16 protein-coding genes are annotated in these 15,824 nt (G+C 63.4%); 2 read left to right on the forward strand and 14 right to left on the reverse strand.

What is annotated here, in order from left to right:
* Positions 1-200: 200 nt before the first annotated feature.
* Both IF10I1_RS18280 and IF10I1_RS18285 read right to left on the reverse strand, forming a co-directional pair.
* Positions 201-764 (reverse strand): DUF177 domain-containing protein, encoded by a 564-nt coding sequence (locus tag IF10I1_RS18280; protein WP_050471316.1) that lies wholly within the window; start codon positions 762-764, stop codon positions 201-203.
* Positions 757-1,311 carry a ubiquinol-cytochrome C chaperone family protein gene (locus IF10I1_RS18285; RefSeq protein ID WP_019962529.1) on the reverse strand — a complete coding sequence of 185 codons (555 nt, stop codon included), beginning with the start codon at positions 1,309-1,311 and terminating at the stop codon, positions 757-759. Before IF10I1_RS18285 ends, IF10I1_RS18280 begins: the two co-directional genes overlap by 8 nt.
* A gap of 130 nt (positions 1,312-1,441) precedes the next feature.
* On the opposite strand from IF10I1_RS18285, the gene IF10I1_RS18290 reads away from it, so the two are divergent.
* Complete coding sequence (locus IF10I1_RS18290; protein ID WP_050471315.1) at positions 1,442-1,879, forward strand: outer membrane protein assembly factor BamE; 438 nt, start codon at positions 1,442-1,444, stop codon at positions 1,877-1,879.
* An 83-nt stretch (positions 1,880-1,962) separates the two neighbouring features.
* Here IF10I1_RS18290 and IF10I1_RS18295 read toward each other — a convergent pair whose 3' ends face one another.
* The 12 genes from IF10I1_RS18295 to IF10I1_RS18350 all read right to left on the reverse strand — a co-directional run bounded on the left by IF10I1_RS18295 (position 1,963) and on the right by IF10I1_RS18350 (position 14,786).
* On the reverse strand, positions 1,963-4,092 hold the full coding sequence (locus IF10I1_RS18295) for a sodium-translocating pyrophosphatase (protein ID WP_186393768.1): 2,130 nt from the start codon (positions 4,090-4,092) through the stop codon (positions 1,963-1,965).
* A gap of 292 nt (positions 4,093-4,384) precedes the next feature.
* Complete coding sequence (locus IF10I1_RS18300; RefSeq protein ID WP_186393769.1) at positions 4,385-5,623, reverse strand: MFS transporter; 1,239 nt, start codon at positions 5,621-5,623, stop codon at positions 4,385-4,387.
* A gap of 128 nt (positions 5,624-5,751) precedes the next feature.
* Positions 5,752-6,783 (reverse strand): thiamine-phosphate kinase, encoded by a 1,032-nt coding sequence (gene thiL / locus IF10I1_RS18305; protein WP_186393770.1) that lies wholly within the window; start codon positions 6,781-6,783, stop codon positions 5,752-5,754.
* A 1-nt stretch (position 6,784) separates the two neighbouring features.
* The gene (gene nusB, locus IF10I1_RS18310) at positions 6,785-7,330 is read right to left on the reverse strand and encodes a transcription antitermination factor NusB (protein WP_058900219.1); all 546 of its coding nucleotides are present in this window, start codon (positions 7,328-7,330) and stop codon (positions 6,785-6,787) included.
* Between the two features lie 6 nt (positions 7,331-7,336).
* Positions 7,337-7,786, reverse strand: a complete 450-nt coding sequence (gene ribH / locus IF10I1_RS18315; protein WP_050471310.1) for a 6,7-dimethyl-8-ribityllumazine synthase — start codon at positions 7,784-7,786, stop codon at positions 7,337-7,339.
* An 84-nt stretch (positions 7,787-7,870) separates the two neighbouring features.
* On the reverse strand, positions 7,871-8,482 hold the full coding sequence (locus IF10I1_RS18320; RefSeq protein ID WP_186393771.1) for a riboflavin synthase: 612 nt from the start codon (positions 8,480-8,482) through the stop codon (positions 7,871-7,873).
* A 1-nt stretch (position 8,483) separates the two neighbouring features.
* Positions 8,484-9,653 carry a bifunctional diaminohydroxyphosphoribosylaminopyrimidine deaminase/5-amino-6-(5-phosphoribosylamino)uracil reductase RibD gene (gene ribD, locus IF10I1_RS18325; RefSeq protein WP_186393772.1) on the reverse strand — a complete coding sequence of 390 codons (1,170 nt, stop codon included), beginning with the start codon at positions 9,651-9,653 and terminating at the stop codon, positions 8,484-8,486.
* Complete coding sequence (gene nrdR / locus IF10I1_RS18330; protein ID WP_019962538.1) at positions 9,650-10,132, reverse strand: transcriptional regulator NrdR; 483 nt, start codon at positions 10,130-10,132, stop codon at positions 9,650-9,652. The genes ribD and nrdR overlap by 4 nt, the downstream gene beginning before the upstream one ends.
* A 168-nt stretch (positions 10,133-10,300) precedes the next feature.
* Positions 10,301-11,608 carry a serine hydroxymethyltransferase gene (glyA, locus tag IF10I1_RS18335; protein WP_050471412.1) on the reverse strand — a complete coding sequence of 436 codons (1,308 nt, stop codon included), beginning with the start codon at positions 11,606-11,608 and terminating at the stop codon, positions 10,301-10,303.
* Between the two features lie 208 nt (positions 11,609-11,816).
* Positions 11,817-12,041 carry a serine hydroxymethyltransferase gene (locus IF10I1_RS18340; protein WP_186393773.1) on the reverse strand — a complete coding sequence of 75 codons (225 nt, stop codon included), beginning with the start codon at positions 12,039-12,041 and terminating at the stop codon, positions 11,817-11,819.
* Between the two features lie 243 nt (positions 12,042-12,284).
* Complete coding sequence (locus IF10I1_RS18345; protein ID WP_094463748.1) at positions 12,285-13,577, reverse strand: murein L,D-transpeptidase; 1,293 nt, start codon at positions 13,575-13,577, stop codon at positions 12,285-12,287.
* Positions 13,578-13,874: 297 nt separating this feature from the next.
* On the reverse strand, positions 13,875-14,786 hold the full coding sequence (locus tag IF10I1_RS18350) for a LysR family transcriptional regulator (RefSeq protein WP_186394032.1): 912 nt from the start codon (positions 14,784-14,786) through the stop codon (positions 13,875-13,877).
* A 144-nt stretch (positions 14,787-14,930) separates the two neighbouring features.
* On the opposite strand from IF10I1_RS18350, the gene bla reads away from it, so the two are divergent.
* Entirely contained in the window at positions 14,931-15,815 is an 885-nt protein-coding gene (gene bla, locus IF10I1_RS18355; protein ID WP_208977381.1) for a class A beta-lactamase, read from the forward strand.
* The last annotated feature ends 9 nt before the right edge of the window (positions 15,816-15,824 follow it).

Below are 15,824 nucleotides of genomic sequence, written 5' to 3' on the forward strand. Positions count from 1 at the left end.
TTGTCGTCCATTCGCTTGGGAGCGCTCATCAGGGCCGGAGGCCGTGAAAGCATCTCGAGACTGCCACTCTGATGCTGGCAGATCCGCCACAGCAAGCCGGGGTGGCTAAAGGGTCAGTCCGCCATCTTGCAGGTACAGCGCGGCGAACATAACGGTTTTGGGGCGGGAAACAACCGTTTTCGCCCCTCGCCCACTCCCCCTTATGGCTTGTCCTTGTTCTTGAGCTGCTCAAGCACCTTGAAGGGCGAAGGCTTTTCTTCTTCCTCTTCCACGTCTGCGGGTGCTTCAAACTCCAGTTCCGCATCAGCTGCGCGCGGGAACGGGTCCAGAGCCAGGACGAACTGCTCGCAGACGAGCGCGCCCAGGTCGATCATTCCGTCCTCGATCGCATCGGGCGGCTCCGGGGCTTCCAGATCGATTTCGATCTCGCCATCCTCGCCAAGGTCCGGGTTGCGACGGCGCGGATCAAGTTCCGGCTCATAGGCGCGCTCGAAGTGGTCCTTCACGTGCATCGGCAGCGGCACCAGCGTGACGACGCAGCGCTGCGCCCCCTCGGCCTCCAGATCGCCCGTCACAAAGACACCGGCCTTCTTCCAAGGCCGCACTTCCAGCGTGGCGGTGAAACGGGTGAGGCTGTCGAGGCCATAGGCTTCGGCAATGCGGGCAAGCGCCTCCGCATCAGCGGTCAGTTCGACGATCTTTGGCGTGTTGCCCAGACGCGCCACCTGGAAGCGGTGCGAAAAGGGTGTCGGCACATCAGTCATGATTCGGGGTTCCCTCAAGCGCCGGCACGTCGGGCCAGGCGAGTTTGGCGGTCATGATGTCATCCAGCGGCAGGTCCGCCAGTGTCTTGACCGCATCCATCATGTAAAGCGCCAGCTTGTCGCAAGCCGGCGGATTGGCGGCTTCGGTGAAGATGTTGCGGCCGATGGCTGCCGCCAGATCCTGCGCATTGCCGCTGTCCAGCGCCTCGCCATAGGCGGCGGCACGGCCATAAAAGGCCTCGGCCATCTTGCGTACCTTCTTCGGCACGCGGTTGTCGCTGATGCCCATTTCCCGCAAGGAAGCGTCCATATCGCGGAAAAACAGGTCGAAAACCGCCTGCGACGTGGCAGCAGCCTCCTTGCCTTCCCCCTGCAGACGGCGGAAAAGCAGAACAGCGTGCAGGATCATCATGTCGAACCGGCCATCCACGGTATCAGGCACAGAAAGTGCTGCGTAGAAGGCAGGCTGACGCGCCTGAGCCACGATAGCGCCATAAAGAGCGTATTCGGATGGCCGGGTACGGCGGCGGAAAAGGCCAAATACCATGGAATGCCTCGACTGGTCCCGAGCGGACGGTGTTGCCTTGTGCCCTAACGCAGGTTACTTGCTTTGCCAAGGAACGAATTCAAATACGCACCGGACTGCAAGGCCGGTTCAGACGGGACAGGAACGACGAATGAAGACCAAGGCGCATGTGCTGATGCTTCCCATTCTCCTCGGGCTGACCGTAGGCGGATGCTTCACCCAGACCTACAATCACGGCCATTCCATCTCCCCCGACATGCTGCAGCAGGTGCAGGTGGGGTCGAGCAAGGAGAATGTCGAGCTGGTCCTCGGGTCGCCGTCCACCACGTCCGAGATTGACGGTCTCGCCTATTACTACATTTCCCAGACCGCCGAGACGACCGCCTTCATGAAGCCGAAGATCGTCGAGCAGCGGGTGGTCGCCATCTATTTCGACAAGGATGGCTTTGTGAAGGACATCGCCAACTACGGCATGCAGGACGGCAAGGTCTTCGACTTCATTGGCCGCAAGACCCGCACCGGCGGCTCCGACTATGGCTTCCTGACGCAGATCCTGCGCGGCGCGGCCAACCCGTCACTGGGCCTCTGAGCCGATCGGAGAGCTGCAGGAAGTTCAAATCCCCCGGAAGAGCCTTCCGGGGGATTTTTGTTTGGGTGGCAGAAGCCCTGATCCTAGTGCGCCAGCACGGCCAGCAGCAGCAGGGCGACGATGTTGGCGATCTTGATCATCGGATTGACCGCCGGACCTGCGGTGTCCTTGTAGGGGTCGCCCACGGTGTCGCCCGTCACCGCGGCCTTGTGGGCATCTGAGCCCTTGCCGCCGTGATGGCCGTCCTCGATGTATTTCTTCGCATTGTCCCAGGCCCCGCCGCCGGAGGTCATCGACAGAGCGACGAAAAGCCCGGTGATGATGATGCCCAGCAGCATCGCCCCCACGGCAGCGAAGGCATTGGCCTTGCCGGCAATGGCGTTGATGGCAAAGAAGCAGACAATCGGCGACAGCACCGGCAGCAGCGAGGGGATGACCATTTCGCGGATGGCGGCGCGGGTGAGCATGTCCACCGCCCGGCCATAATCCGGCCGCTCGGTTCCGGCCATGATGCCCGGCTTTTCGCGGAACTGGCGGCGCACCTCCTCCACCACGGCAGAGGCGGCCCGGCCCACAGCGGTCATGGCAATGCCGCCGAAGAGATAGGGCAGCATCCCGCCGAAGAAGAGGCCGACGACGACATAGGGGTTCGACAGGGAGAAATCGAGCGTATCCGGCGTCAGCCCGGCAAAATAGGGATACTGGTCCGAGTTGCTGATGAAGTAGCGCAGATCCTCCGTATAGGCGGCAAAGAGCACCAGCGCGCCGAGCCCGGCCGAGCCGATGGCATAGCCCTTGGTCACGGCCTTGGTGGTGTTGCCCACCGCATCCAGCGCATCCGTCGTCACGCGCACTTCTGCAGGAAGGTCGGCCATTTCGGCGATGCCGCCGGCATTGTCCGTCACCGGGCCGAAGGCATCCAGCGCCACGACCATACCGGCCAGCGCCAGCATCGTGGTCACCGCAATGGCGATGCCGAAGAGGCCTGCCAGCGAGTAGGTGACGATGATGCCCGCGATGATGATCAGCGCCGGAACAGCCGTTGCCTCCATCGAGATGGCAAGGCCCTGAATGACGTTGGTGCCATGGCCCGTGACGGATGCCTGGGCGATGGAGCGGACCGGGCGGTAGCCGGTGCCGGTGTAATATTCCGTCACCCAGATTATCAGCCCGGTGACGGCAAGCCCCGCAACACCGCACAGATAGAGCGACATGGGCGTGAAGGAGAGGCCGCCGCTGGTGGTCAGCACCACACCCATGCCGCCGAAGACAAAGGACGTGACCGGGAACAGGATGATGAGCGACAGCACGGACGTGGCGATGAAGCCCTTGTAGAGCGCGCCCATGATCGAGTTGTTGGCCCCCAGCTTGACGAAGAAGGTGCCTGCAATCGATGTCAGGATGCAGGCGCCGCCGATGGTCATCGGATAGAGCATGGCCGGAGCCGTCGCCGCCGTTCCGGCAAAGAGGATCGCCGCCAGAACCATGGTGGCCACCAGCGTCACCGCATAGGTCTCGAACAGGTCCGCCGCCATGCCGGCGCAGTCGCCGACATTGTCCCCCACGTTATCGGCGATGGTGGCCGGGTTGCGCGGATCATCTTCCGGGATGCCCGCCTCCACCTTGCCGACAAGATCGCCGCCCACATCCGCGCCCTTGGTAAAGATGCCGCCGCCCAGGCGGGCGAAGATGGAGATGAGCGAGGCGCCGAAGCCAAGCGCCACCAGCGCATCGATAACAGCACGGCTCGTCGGGTCATAGCCGAGAACGCGGGTGAGGATGACGAAATAGACCGTGACGCCCAGCAGCGCGAGGCCTGCCACCAGCAGCCCGGTCACTGCGCCGGACTTGAAGGCAATCTCCAGCCCGGCTGCAAGGCTCTGGCTGGAGGCCTGCGCCGTGCGCACATTGGCGCGGACCGACACCATCATGCCGATGAAACCGGCAAGGCCGGAGAGAATGGCGCCAGCCGCAAAGCCGATGGCGACGGCAAGGCCCAGCAGCCAGGCGCCAAGGACGAAAATGACCGCGCCGGCAATGGCAATGGTTGTGTACTGGCGCGTCAGATAGGCCTGCGCGCCTTCCTGGATCGCCCCCGCGATCTCCTGCATCCGGGCGTTGCCCGCATCGGATGCCATCACAGACTGGATCGCCCAGCCCCCGTAAGCCAGGCCCAGAAGGCCGCAGGCAATGACGACGACAAGCTCGGTCATGAGTCCTCCCAATGAATGGGCAGCCCGGCAATCCGATCGTTCTATGACAGCATTTTATCTTGACTTCCAACGGGCTGCGACGCGCGCCAGGGCTCCGGCAAGTCCACTCTCATTCCGCAGCAAGGCGCAACAGCGTCACGTTAGCAGAATGAACATGGGGCCGGTCAAGTCCTTGGCCTCGTTTATTTTCGCAAGAGACACGAAAACATGCACCGCAACGCAGCAGGTACTTACCCAGCAAATACCGCAATGCAAAACAGGTTGCGCAAGGGTTGTTTTTACTTGGAACAAATCAAGACAACGCCGGTTCACGTGTGCCTCTTGCCAGCACGAACATGAGGATCACGCAGACGAGGACAAGCGGGAAGACCAGCAGATTGACCGTCGCCCAGCCGAAGCTGTGCAGCAGCGCGCCGGAAGAGAAGGATGCCAGCGCCACGAAGCCGAAGACGAGGAAATCGTTGAAGGACTGCACCGTCGCCCGCTCGGCGGGGCGGTAGCAGCGCGTCAGCATGCTGGTGGCGCCGACAAAGCCGAAGTTCCAGCCGATGCCCAAGAGGATCAGCGCGCTCCAGAAATGCGCCACTTCAAGCCCCATGAGCGCAATCACGGAACAGCCGCACAGCAGCGCAAGGCCGGTGAGAACGATGGTCCGCTCGCCGAAACGGGCGATCAGCGCGCCTGTGAAGAAGCTGGGGCCGAACATGGCCAGCACATGCCACTGGATCGCCAGGGCAGCATCGGTTTCGCTCAGGCCGCAGCCAATCATGGCCAGCGGCGTTGCCGTCATCACCAGGCTCATCAGTGCGTAGGAGCAGATCCCGCAGACGGCGGCGACAATGAAGGACGGCTGGCGCAGGATGACGCCCAATGGCCGGGCCTGCGCATCCGCCACGGCCTTTTCCCGGACGGGCGGCACCTTGAGGAAGGTGAGGATGACGCCCATCAGCAGGAACAGGCCGCCAAGGGCGGCATAGGTTCCGGCAAAGAGCACCGGCGCGAAGAGGTCCTTGGTGAAGATCACCGTCTGCGGCCCGATGATGCCGGAAAAGACACCGCCTGCCATCACCCAGGAGATTGCCTTGGGGCGGAAGGCATCGCTCGCCGTGTCGGCGGCCGCAAAGCGGAACTGCTGGACGAAGGCCGTCACCGTGCCAGCCAGAGCGCAGGCCAGTGTGAACAGCCAGAAGCTGCCGATGAGGATGGCCCAGGCCGCCAGCAGCGAAGCGAGGAAGCCCAGAACCGAGCCGCCCAGAAAACCGGTCCGCCGCCCCACCCGCTTCATCACCGCTCCGGCCGGCAGGGTGCCGATGGCCGTTCCAAGGATCATGCAGGAGATGGGCAGCGTTGCAAGGCCAGGGGCTTCCGGCAAAAGCGAGGCCGCAGTCAGCGAGCCGGTGGCGATGACGATGGAGGCCGTCGCCCCGCCGAGAGCCTGTGCTGCGGCAAGAATCGCGGCATTGCGGCGCGCGATGCGGTCGCCATCGGCAGCGGCGTCCTGCGCAGGCGAAAGGGAGGGCTGAGGTGACATGACAGGCTCCAGGCGGGCTCTTGGGCAGGCTGTTGGCCAGGCTTTTGGGCAGGGTCCGGGCAGAACTGGCTGGCAGGGCTATCTGCGGGGATCAGATATGGCTTCGCTGCGGGAAGCCGGGACAGGCTTCAAAAATGACGGAAGCCGCCCTGCCCTGCAAGCGTGAAAGGAAGACCACCGCGCGTCAGACGGACAGCTGGCTTGTCAGCGGCTGGCGCCTCCACCCGGCCAATCCGCGCCACCGGCACACCGGCGGCTGCCGCATCAGCCTCAAAGGCCTGCCCTTGCGCCTGCGGCACGCAGACAAACAGCTCATAGTCATCCCCGCCGGTCAGCACGCGGGCGAGAAGCTGCGGATCAGCAGCAAGTGCAGCACGGGCCGCATCCGACAGCGGCACATCGTCCGCTTCGAGGACCAGATCCACACCCGAATGACGCGCCACATGGCCCGCATCGGCGCAGAGCCCGTCAGAGATATCGAGGCTGGCGGAAGCATGGGACAGCACGGCAGAGGCCAGCGCCACGCGCGGCTGCGGCAGCAGATAGCGGTTCAGCAGAAACTCTGCATGAGGTTCAGACAGCCCGAGCTTGCGTGCCAGCTCCGGATCAAGCCGCAGGGCAAGGCCAAGGGCTGAATCGCCAATGGTGCCGGACACATAGACGAGATCGCCCGCCTTCGCGCCATTACGGCGAATGGCGCGGCCCTCCGGCACTTCGCCAAGCGCGGTGATGGACAGGACCATGCGCTCGCCGCTGCGGATCGTATCGCCGCCCAGCAGCGGGAATGCAAATTCCGCCTGATCGGCCGCGAGCCCGGCAGCAAAGCCGGTGAGCCATTGCGCGGCCCCGCTCCCGGCCATCTCCCCGCCAAGGCCAAGCCCCAGCAGATAGCCGAGAGGCCTTGCACCCTTGGCGGCAAGGTCGGAGAGGTTGACGCGCAAGGCCTTGCGCGCCACCAGATCGGCCGGATCATTGGCAAAGAAATGGACATCCGCCGCCAGCATGTCCTTGGTCAGGACCAGCTCATGCCCGGTGGAGGGCTTCAGCACGGCGGCGTCGTCGGTGAGCGCAAGGCTGCCGGGGGCGGTTGCCAGCGGGGCAAAGAAGCGCTCGATCAGGTCGAACTCGCCCAGCCCCGCATATGCCCCCTCAGCGGCCATGTTACTGGCCGTCCTGCGCGTCCTGACCTTCTTCGGCATCAGCCGCAGGCTCCAGCGGCTCCAGCTCGGCGCTGCGCAGCTGATGGGCCAGACGGTCCAGCACGCCGTTGACGAGACGCGGCTCATCCTCGGCGTAGAAGGCCTTCGCCACGTCGATATATTCGGAGATGATCACCTTCGGCGGCACGTCGCGGCGGCGCAGCAGCTCATAGCTGCCCGCGCGCAGGATGGCACGCAGCAGGCTGTCGATGCGCTTCAGCGGCCAGTCTTCCACCAGCGCGGTGTGGATGAACGGGTCAAGGCGCAGCTGCTCAGCCACAACGCCGCGCACAATGTCCTTGAACCACTGCTCGTCCGCATCGCGGTACTGGTAGCCGTCGACTTCCTTGCCAAGGCGGAAGGCGGTGAACTCGTTGACCACATCGGTCACCGAGGAGCCGCCTACGTCCATCTGGTAAAGCGCCTGCACCGCCCCGAGACGGGCGGCACCACGCTTGTTGGCCGGACGGATTTCCGGCCCCTTGTTCTGATCGGCTTCGCCGGTCATGTCAGATCAAACCCCAAGCCGTTCCCGAAGACGGATCATGTCCAGCGCTGCGCGCGAGGCAGCACCGCCCTTGTCCTTGTCGGTCACCCGGGCGCGGGCCCAGGCCTGTTCATCATTTTCCACCGTCAGGATGCCGTTGCCGAGGGCAAGGTCGGCATCGACGATGAGATCCATCAGCACGCGGGCCGATTCATTGGCGACGATGTCGTAATGGGTCGTCTCACCGCGAATGACACAGCCGAGCACCACGAAGCCGTCATAGAAGGTGCCGTCGTTTTCCATGGAGGTCAGCACCATGGACAGGGCCGCCGGGATTTCCAGCACGCCCGGAACAGCGATCCGGTCATGGGTCGCCCCCGCCTCGTCCAGCGCCTTGGCGGCCCCTTCATAGAGCGCATCGGCGATGTCTTCGTAGAATCGGGCTTCAATGATCAGGAGGTGAGGCGCGGAGCTCATCGGTCGTGTCGCTTTCTGTCTGAGAGGTGCGGTCAGGAACCATGCCTGCCCGATTTTGTCCAGCCTTTTGCGGGGGCGAGCCCCTCAGGCCTGCTCGCGGAATTCGGCAAGGCGCGCGGCATAGCGCGCCATCATGTCGACTTCAAGGTTTACGTTGTCCCCCACCTGCCTTTCGGCCCAGGTGGTTACCGACAGAGTGTGCGGAATGAGGAAGACGGAAAACTCCGTTCCCTCCACCTCGTTCACCGTCAGCGACGTGCCGTCCAGCGCCACCGATCCCTTGCGGGCGATGAAGGGAGCAAAGGCGCGCGGAGCGTCAAAGCGGAAATAGACCGTGTCCGGATGGTCGCGCCGCTCGACAATGCGGGCAAGCCCGTCCACATGGCCGAGCACCAGATGGCCGCCCAGCTCCGTGCCAAGACTGAGGGAGCGCTCCAGATTGAGCTTTTGCCCCGCCTTCCAGTCAACAGCCGTGGTCAGTCGCAGGGTTTCCGCACCGCTTTCCACCTCGAACCAGTTGCCGGTCTCATCGCGCCCCTTGGCCGTCACGGTGTGGCACGGGCCGCCGCAGGCGATGGAGGCGCCGATGTCGATCGTGTCCACGTCATAGACCGTGGCAATGCGGGTGCGCTTGCCGGCAGGAATATCCGTGACGGAGAGAATGGTGCCAAGATCGGTGACAATTCCGGTGAACATCTCAACTCTCCTTGCGGCGGAACCGCAGCAGCCTGTCCGGCCCATAGACGGCCGTATCAACCAGACGGAAATCCGGGTATTCGGCGGTGAAGCCGCCTGCCCCGCCGTCGAACGGCAGGATGCGCCCTGCCCCGAGTTCGGCCACGCCGTGGAAGATCCATGTCTCGTCCACCACACCGGCCTGCAGGAAGGACCGGGCAACGCGGGCGCCGCCTTCCACCATCAGGCGCGTCACGCCCCGGTTGGCCAGCGCCGTGAGCGCGATCTTCGGCTCGATGCCCTCTTCATTGGCGGGCACGCGGATCACCAGCACACCGGCATCGGCCAGCGCCTGCACCCGTTCGGGGTCGGCCTGATTGCCCGTCACCAGCCACACAGGCACATCGGCGGCAGACTGAACGAGACGGCTCTTCAGCGGCAGCCTTGCATCCTTGTCCAGCACCACGCGCACGGGCGAGCGGTCCTTCATGCCGGGCATGCGGCAGGTCAGTTCCGGATCATCGGCCAGCGCCGTGCCGATGCCGACGAGAATGGCGTCGCAGCTGCCACGAAGGCCATGCACCACATTGCGTGACAGCGGGCCGGTGATCGCCACCTGCCCCTCACCAACCCGGCCAATGCCGCCATCGGCAGAAAGCGCCAGCTTCAGCACCACATCCGGCCGCTGATCGGTGACGCGCAGCCGGTGCCCGGCATGCAGCAGGCGGCAGAGGTCTTCCTCCACGCCGGTGGAGACGGAAATGCCCGCTTCCTCGAGCATGGCAACACCGCGCCCGGCCACGCGCGGGCTGGGATCAAGGCAGCCGATCACCACACGGGCGACACCTGCCTCGCGCAGCGCCAGCGCACAAGGCGGCGTGCGGCCGTAGTGGGAACAGGGCTCCAGCGTGACGTAGCAGGTAGCGTCACGGGCGAGATCCCCTGCCTGCCGCAAAGCACTCACTTCTGCGTGAGGGCCGCCGGGGCGGGAGGTGACACCCCGGCCAACGATGACCGGCCCGCCGTCATCAAACTGAACGATGAGCGCGCCCACCGAAGGATTGGGCCAGACCTGCCCTTGTCCGCGCGCCGCAAGGGCAGCAGCGGCGCGCATCAGGCGGCGGTCAATCCCGGTCACGGCAGCCTTGCTGCCGGCGGCGGGCGCAACAGCTTCAGCCTCAGCTTCGCTCACGCATCCTCCTGGGGTTCGTCATTGCCGGGCAAGCCGCCCAGTTCACCGAGAAGCTCGCGGAAGTCGCGCGCCTCGCGGAAGTTCCGGTACACGGATGCAAAGCGCACATAGGCCACATCATCAATGGTCTTCAGGCCTTCCATCACATGGGTGCCGATCATCTCGCTGGTGATCTCGCCTTCGCTGGTGCTTTCCAGCTGGCGCACGATACCGCTGACCATACGCTCGATCCGCTCCGGGTCAACCGGGCGCTTGCGCACGGCGATCTCGACGGAACGCATCAGCTTTTCGCGGTCAAACGGCACGCGGCGGCCGGAGCGCTTGACCACCATCAGCTCACGCAGCTGCACCCGCTCGAAGGTGGTGAACCGCCCCCCGCAGGTGGAGCAGACACGGCGGCGGCGGATGGCCGTGTTGTCTTCCGTCGGGCGCGAATCCTTAACCTGGGTCTCTTCACCGCCGCAAAAGGGGCACCGCATGTCATCCGTTCCTTATACCAAGGCCCTGAGATACAGGGCCCTGCCAAGCCTCAAGCACCGCATGGGCGCGAAGAATCTGGTGGCCGTAAGCTCTTCGAATTCCGCTCAGAATGCAAACGATCCGCGCCGGAGGGCGCGGACCGGTTCTTGTACACGTCAGTCAGGCAATCAGGCCGGATAGATCGGGAAGCGGCTGGTGAGTTCGATCACCTTGGCCTTCACCGCAGCTTCCACAGCCGCGTTGCCTTCCTCACTGTTCGCCGCCTTCAGGCCGTCGAGAACCTCGGTGATCAGCATGCCGATCTCGCGGAACTCGGCAAGCCCAAAACCGCGCGTCGTGCCGGCCGGAGTGCCAAGGCGCACGCCGGAGGTGACGAAGGGCTTTTCCGGGTCAAACGGAATGCCGTTCTTGTTGCAGGTGATGTTGGCGCGGCCAAGAGCGGCCTCCGCCTTCTTGCCGGTGGCGTTCTTCGGGCGCAGGTCCACCAGCATCAGATGGTTGTCCGTGCCGCCGGAAACAATGTCCAGCCCCTGCTCCTGCAGGGTCTGGGCCAGCATCTTGGCATTGGCCGCAACCGCTGCCGCATAGGCCTTGAACTCCGGACGCAGCGCCTCACCGAAGGCAACAGCCTTGGCGGCAATCACGTGCATCAGCGGGCCGCCCTGAAGACCGGGGAACACGGCCGAGTTGATCTTCTTGGCGATGTCTTCGTCGTTCGTCAGGATCAGGCCGCCGCGCGGGCCGCGCAGGGACTTGTGCGTGGTCGAGGTGCAGACATGGGCATGGGGCACCGGCGAGGGATGCGCGCCGCCAGCCACGAGACCGGCGATGTGAGCCATATCGACCATCAGATAGGCGCCGACCGCATCGGCGATCTCGCGGAACTTCTTCCAGTCCCAGACGCGCGAATAGGCCGTGCCGCCGGCAACGATCAGCTTCGGCTTGTGCTCATGGGCCAGACGCTCGATCTCTTCCATGTCGAGCAGATGGTCGTCCTTGCGCACGCCGTAGGACACGACATTGAACCACTTGCCGGACATGTTGACCGGGGAGCCGTGGGTCAGGTGGCCGCCGGAATTCAGGTCAAGGCCCATGAAGGTGTCGCCCGGCTGCAGCAGCGCCAGGAAGACGGCCTGGTTCATCTGGCTGCCGGAATTCGGCTGCACGTTGGCGAACTTGGCGCCGAACAGCTCCTTGGCGCGCTCGATCGCCAGCGTCTCGACAATGTCGACATACTGGCAGCCGCCGTAGTAGCGCTTGCCCGGATAACCCTCGGCATATTTGTTGGTCAGGACCGAGCCCTGAGCCTCGAGAACGGCCTTGGAGACAATGTTTTCGGAGGCGATCAGCTCGATCTCGTGCTGCTGACGGCCGGCTTCCTTCTGGATGGCGCCGAAGATATCCGGATCGGCATCAGCCAGAGATTGAGTGAAGAAACCGGTGTAGATCGGCTCGCCGGCCAAGGTATCCGACATCGACATGGCTAGGTCCTTTTCAGCGATTCACAAAGGGCCCCTTCGCCCTTTCTTCCGCCCAAGCGCGGGCAAATGACATTGCTCCGGCATTGGCCCTTTCGGGAGCCCTGCACTTAGCATAGGCATTCCGGTGAACCAAGTGGCAGACCGTCACAGCGATCCGCAAATCCGGCATGGATCTGGTCCGCACCGGAAATGACGCGGAAATTTACGCCGTCCAGCCTCCGCGCGTCACCTCGGGCGTGCCGTTTTCTTCCGAAAGGCGCTTTGCCAGCTTGCGAAGCGCCAGCGCCTGCAGGTCCGACTGCGCCGCATTGACCGGGCCGATCACCGACACTTCAACGCCGGTCGCCGCATCAATCGCCACCACCTTCACCTGACGGCCGATGGGCACGAATTCCAGATAGACTTCACCCTTGGCATGGCCGGACATGCTGGTTTCTCCAGAGACAGAAGAACGGGCGGCACATGAAAGACACGCCCTATGGGGATCAGATGGGCATGATGGTTGGCTGCGCAAGAAAAAAGGGAGCCTGAGCCCCCTTTTCCAGTCTCATCTGATGATGCGAAGCCTTATGCCAAGGCTTTCGATGCTGACGCATCACGCCTTGAAGTCGCTCAGGCGCCGCACGGGCTTGACCAACTCTCGATGAGAAAGGTTCATCGAGAGTTCGTATTATTGCCCAGGCAGCTGCAGCTCTGCCACGTCGCCATAAAGGCCATCGCGGTTGTAGATGTCTTCACGGAAATGCACCGTGCCGTCCTCGTTGGCCCAGGCCGTGATGTAGGTCAGGTACAGCGGCACCTGCGTCTTCAGCTTCACGTCTTCCCGCAGGCCATCGCGGATGGTCTGGTCGACACGGGTGCGGTTCCAGTCCGGCGTGGTCGATTCCAGCATCCAGGACACAAGGTCACGCACGTTCTGCACACGCACGCAACCAGACGAATGGAACCGGTTGTCGGTGCCGAACAGGGTCTTCGACGGCGTGTCGTGCAGATACACCTGATGGGTGTTGTGGAAGTTGATGCGGATGGCACCCAGCGAGTTGATCTCGCCCGGATCCTGCCGGAACTGGTACTTCGTTGCCTCGTCCGAGTTCCAGTCGATCTGCTGCCAGGCCAGTTCGTTGTTCTTCCAGTCGAAGATACGGATCTTGTTCTTGGCCAGATATTCCGGATCCTGCTTCATTTTCGGGATCAGGTCCTTGCGGATGATCGAAACCGGCACGGTCCAGTAGGGGTTGAAATTGACCTCATAGACCTTGGAATTCAGGATCGGGGTCTGACGGTCGATCTTGCCGACGACAGCGGTGTGGCGCGAGCGGACGCGGCCGTTCTGAACGGCCTCGATCTCTGCCGCCGGAATGTTCACCATCACATAACGCGCGCCCAGATCACCCGACAGGGACCGCAGGCGCACAAGGTTGGTTTCCAGCTGGCGCAGGCGCACATCGGCCGGAATGTTCAGCGCCGCCAGCGTGGTCTGCCCCAGCGTGCCATCCGGGATGAGGCCGTGGCGCACCTGGAACCGGCGCAGAGCGGAATCGACGTAGGAATCGAAGGTGGTGGAGACACCGGCCTGCTGCTCCAGATCACCCGATGCGATCAGGCGGCGGCGGAGCGAGGCAACGATATTGTCCTCAGCACCGATGCGCAGCGTCTTGCCCGGCGTGGCGACGTGTTCCCAGCCGCCGCGCTGCACGATCATGGCATACTGGTCGATGGCCGAAGCCACATATTCGGCTGTCTGGGGCGCAAGGGTCGGCGTCGCGGTCTTGATCGACTGCAGGTCCTGCAGCGTGGCATCAAAACGGTCTTCCCATTCTGCGCGCTTGTTATACTGCTGCAGTGCCTCCAGCGGCGACTGCGCCAGCGCCGTTCCGGCAAGAACGCCCGTCAGAGCGCCGGCCAAGACAGCCGCGCGGGCCAGAGTGGCGGAAACTTTCGTGATCTGATTCCCGTTGCGCAACAACACCCGTCGCTCCCTTTCGCATCGCGTGGAGGTTCACCTGACCAGTTCTGATCTGCAGATACTGCAAGGTCTGCCAGCCGGTGACTTCCAGTTAACCACACGGCGGCTTAACAAATTGCAGCCTAGGTCCGGTCGGCCGCCGCATGCCCAAACGGTGAAAGCCCTTGCGCAATCGTCAGCCCCTGCCTGCGCTCATGGCACAGCAGTCATGAGTTTCATTAGTCAGGGGTTTATGGCCGAAACATGTCCAGTAAACACATCTTTGCCAGAAACGCGAACACTGGTGCTGCAAAGCTACACTGCGTTTTTTGCATGAGCGGCCGGGGCAGTTTGCTCAGGCTGACCGCAGGCATCTGCAATCCACTGCGCGAAGGCGGCCATTGCCCGTGTCTGCGGACGGTCCGAAGGCCAGACCAGAAGATAGCGCCCGGCAGAAACTGAGACCGGAAACGGCTGGCAGAGCCGCCCCTGACGAATCTGACGCTGAAACATCGCAACAGGAAGCAGCGCAGCCCCCATACCCTCGGCAGCCAGTTCCGCCAGCGCAACGGAACTGTCAAAGACAGGTCCCTTCAGCGGCGGAGGCAGCGTCCGGGCTGCCTCGAACCATTGCGGCCACTCGGCGCTGCGATAGCTGCGCAGAAGCAGTAGCTTGGCAAGGTCAGCCGGTTCACGGAGTTGTGTAGCCAGCCGGGGTGCACAGAGCGGTGACAATGGCGCCTCCATCAACGGAAGCGCGTCATGCCCGCTCCAGCCGCTGGCACCAAAACGGATCGCCATATCCAGGCCTTCACGCAGGATTTCCACGCGGTTGTTGTTGGTCGAAATCCGCAAGTCGATCTCGGGATGCGCCGCCTGAAAGGCCTCAAGCCTCGGCAGCAGCCAGCCAAGGGCGAAGGTCGTGTTGACGCCGATGCTCAGCACCTCGACGTGCCGCTTGCCGTGAAACCTGTCGAGCGTCCGGCCAATCACATCGAAACTGTGTTCCAGAACCGGCGCAAGCAGCCTCGCCTCGTCCGTCGGCACGAGGCCTTGCGAGGTGCGCTGGAACAGGATCACGCCGAGTTGATCCTCCAGCCGCGCGATCTGGTGGCTGACGGCCGCCTGCGTCACACGCAACTCAACCGCCGCTTTCGTAAAGCTGCCCTGCCGCATGGCGACTTCAAAGACACGCAGCGCATTGAGGGGAATATCGGGACGGTCCATTGCATTACTTTTCCTAATGTCGCACCTGAGGATTTGTCGTTTGAGGGCGAAATGCAAGCCGCAATAGAAGGAACGCATGACATCAATTGATGTCAGAGAGCCGCAAGTGCGTTTTCATACGCCCGGTATTTCCAAGGATTGATCATGCAAAAAACGCTTTCCCATCTCCGCCGTTCCGCTCAGGTTTTTGCCTTCTCCCTGCTGCTGGCAGCCCCGGCGGCAGCCGGCCCGGCGGACGCTCAGCTCGCTGAAACTGTTGCCAAAATCGAATCCCGGCTGAATGCCCGCGTGGGCGTGGTTCTGCATGACACCGGCAGCGGCTGGTCATGGGCCAACCGGGTGGACGAGCGATTCCTGATGAACAGCACCATCAAGACCCCGATCTGTGGTGCCATCCTGTCCGCAGCCGATGCCGGCACGCTGACCCTTGACGAGGAACTTCCCGTTCTCCAGTCAGACATCGTGTCTTATGCGCCGGTGACGGAGAAAAAAGTGGGCCAGAGCATGCCGCTCAGCGAGTTGTGCCTGGCAACCATCGACATGAGCGACAACACGGCTGCCAATCTTCTGATCAACCGCCTTGGCGGCACGGAAGCGGTGACGGAGTTCTTCCGCAGCACCGGAGACACCGTCAGCCGTCTCGACCGGCTGGAGCCTGACCTGAACACGTTCAAATCCGGCGATCCCCGGGACACGACATCACCGGCAGCCATGGCCGCCACCTTGGAAAAACTGCTTCTGGGCGATGTCCTCAGCCCTCAATCCCGCAATCAGCTGATCGAGTGGATGAGCCACGGCGGCGTCACCGGCGCACTCCTGCGCAAAACCGCGCCGGAAGGCTGGCACATTGCGGACAAGTCCGGCAGCGGTGACCAGACCCGCAACATCATCGCCATGATCACGCCGCCGGACCGGGCGCCGTGGATCGCCGTGATTTTCGTGTCCGATGTCAAAGCCGACTTTGCCACCCGGAACGGAGCCTTGCAGGACATCAGCGCTGCCGTGATTGACGTCATCAAGGCACATTGATCCCTTCTG

It is taken from the genome of Pannonibacter sp. I15F10I1 (assembly GCF_900185665.1).
GTDB classification, from domain to species: domain Bacteria; phylum Pseudomonadota; class Alphaproteobacteria; order Rhizobiales; family Stappiaceae; genus Pannonibacter; species Pannonibacter indicus.

Excerpts from the sequence above, each read along its gene's own strand:
- IF10I1_RS18280 (WP_050471316.1), bottom strand. The coding sequence starts at position 764 with ATGACTGATGTGCCGACACCCTTTTCGCACCGCTTCCAGGTGGCGCGT.
- IF10I1_RS18285 (WP_019962529.1), bottom strand. The coding sequence starts at position 1,311 with ATGGTATTTGGCCTTTTCCGCCGCCGTACCCGGCCATCCGAATACGCT.
- IF10I1_RS18290 (WP_050471315.1), top strand. The coding sequence starts at position 1,442 with ATGAAGACCAAGGCGCATGTGCTGATGCTTCCCATTCTCCTCGGGCTG.
- IF10I1_RS18295 (WP_186393768.1), bottom strand. The coding sequence starts at position 4,092 with ATGACCGAGCTTGTCGTCGTCATTGCCTGCGGCCTTCTGGGCCTGGCT.
- IF10I1_RS18300 (WP_186393769.1), bottom strand. The coding sequence starts at position 5,623 with ATGTCACCTCAGCCCTCCCTTTCGCCTGCGCAGGACGCCGCTGCCGAT.
- thiL (WP_186393770.1), bottom strand. The coding sequence starts at position 6,783 with ATGGCCGCTGAGGGGGCATATGCGGGGCTGGGCGAGTTCGACCTGATC.
- nusB (WP_058900219.1), bottom strand. The coding sequence starts at position 7,330 with ATGACCGGCGAAGCCGATCAGAACAAGGGGCCGGAAATCCGTCCGGCC.
- ribH (WP_050471310.1), bottom strand. The coding sequence starts at position 7,786 with ATGAGCTCCGCGCCTCACCTCCTGATCATTGAAGCCCGATTCTACGAA.
- IF10I1_RS18320 (WP_186393771.1), bottom strand. The coding sequence starts at position 8,482 with ATGTTCACCGGAATTGTCACCGATCTTGGCACCATTCTCTCCGTCACG.
- nrdR (WP_019962538.1), bottom strand. The coding sequence starts at position 10,132 with ATGCGGTGCCCCTTTTGCGGCGGTGAAGAGACCCAGGTTAAGGATTCG.
- glyA (WP_050471412.1), bottom strand. The coding sequence starts at position 11,608 with ATGTCGGATACCTTGGCCGGCGAGCCGATCTACACCGGTTTCTTCACT.
- IF10I1_RS18340 (WP_186393773.1), bottom strand. The coding sequence starts at position 12,041 with ATGTCCGGCCATGCCAAGGGTGAAGTCTATCTGGAATTCGTGCCCATC.
- IF10I1_RS18350 (WP_186394032.1), bottom strand. The coding sequence starts at position 14,786 with ATGGACCGTCCCGATATTCCCCTCAATGCGCTGCGTGTCTTTGAAGTC.
- bla (WP_208977381.1), top strand. The coding sequence starts at position 14,931 with ATGCAAAAAACGCTTTCCCATCTCCGCCGTTCCGCTCAGGTTTTTGCC.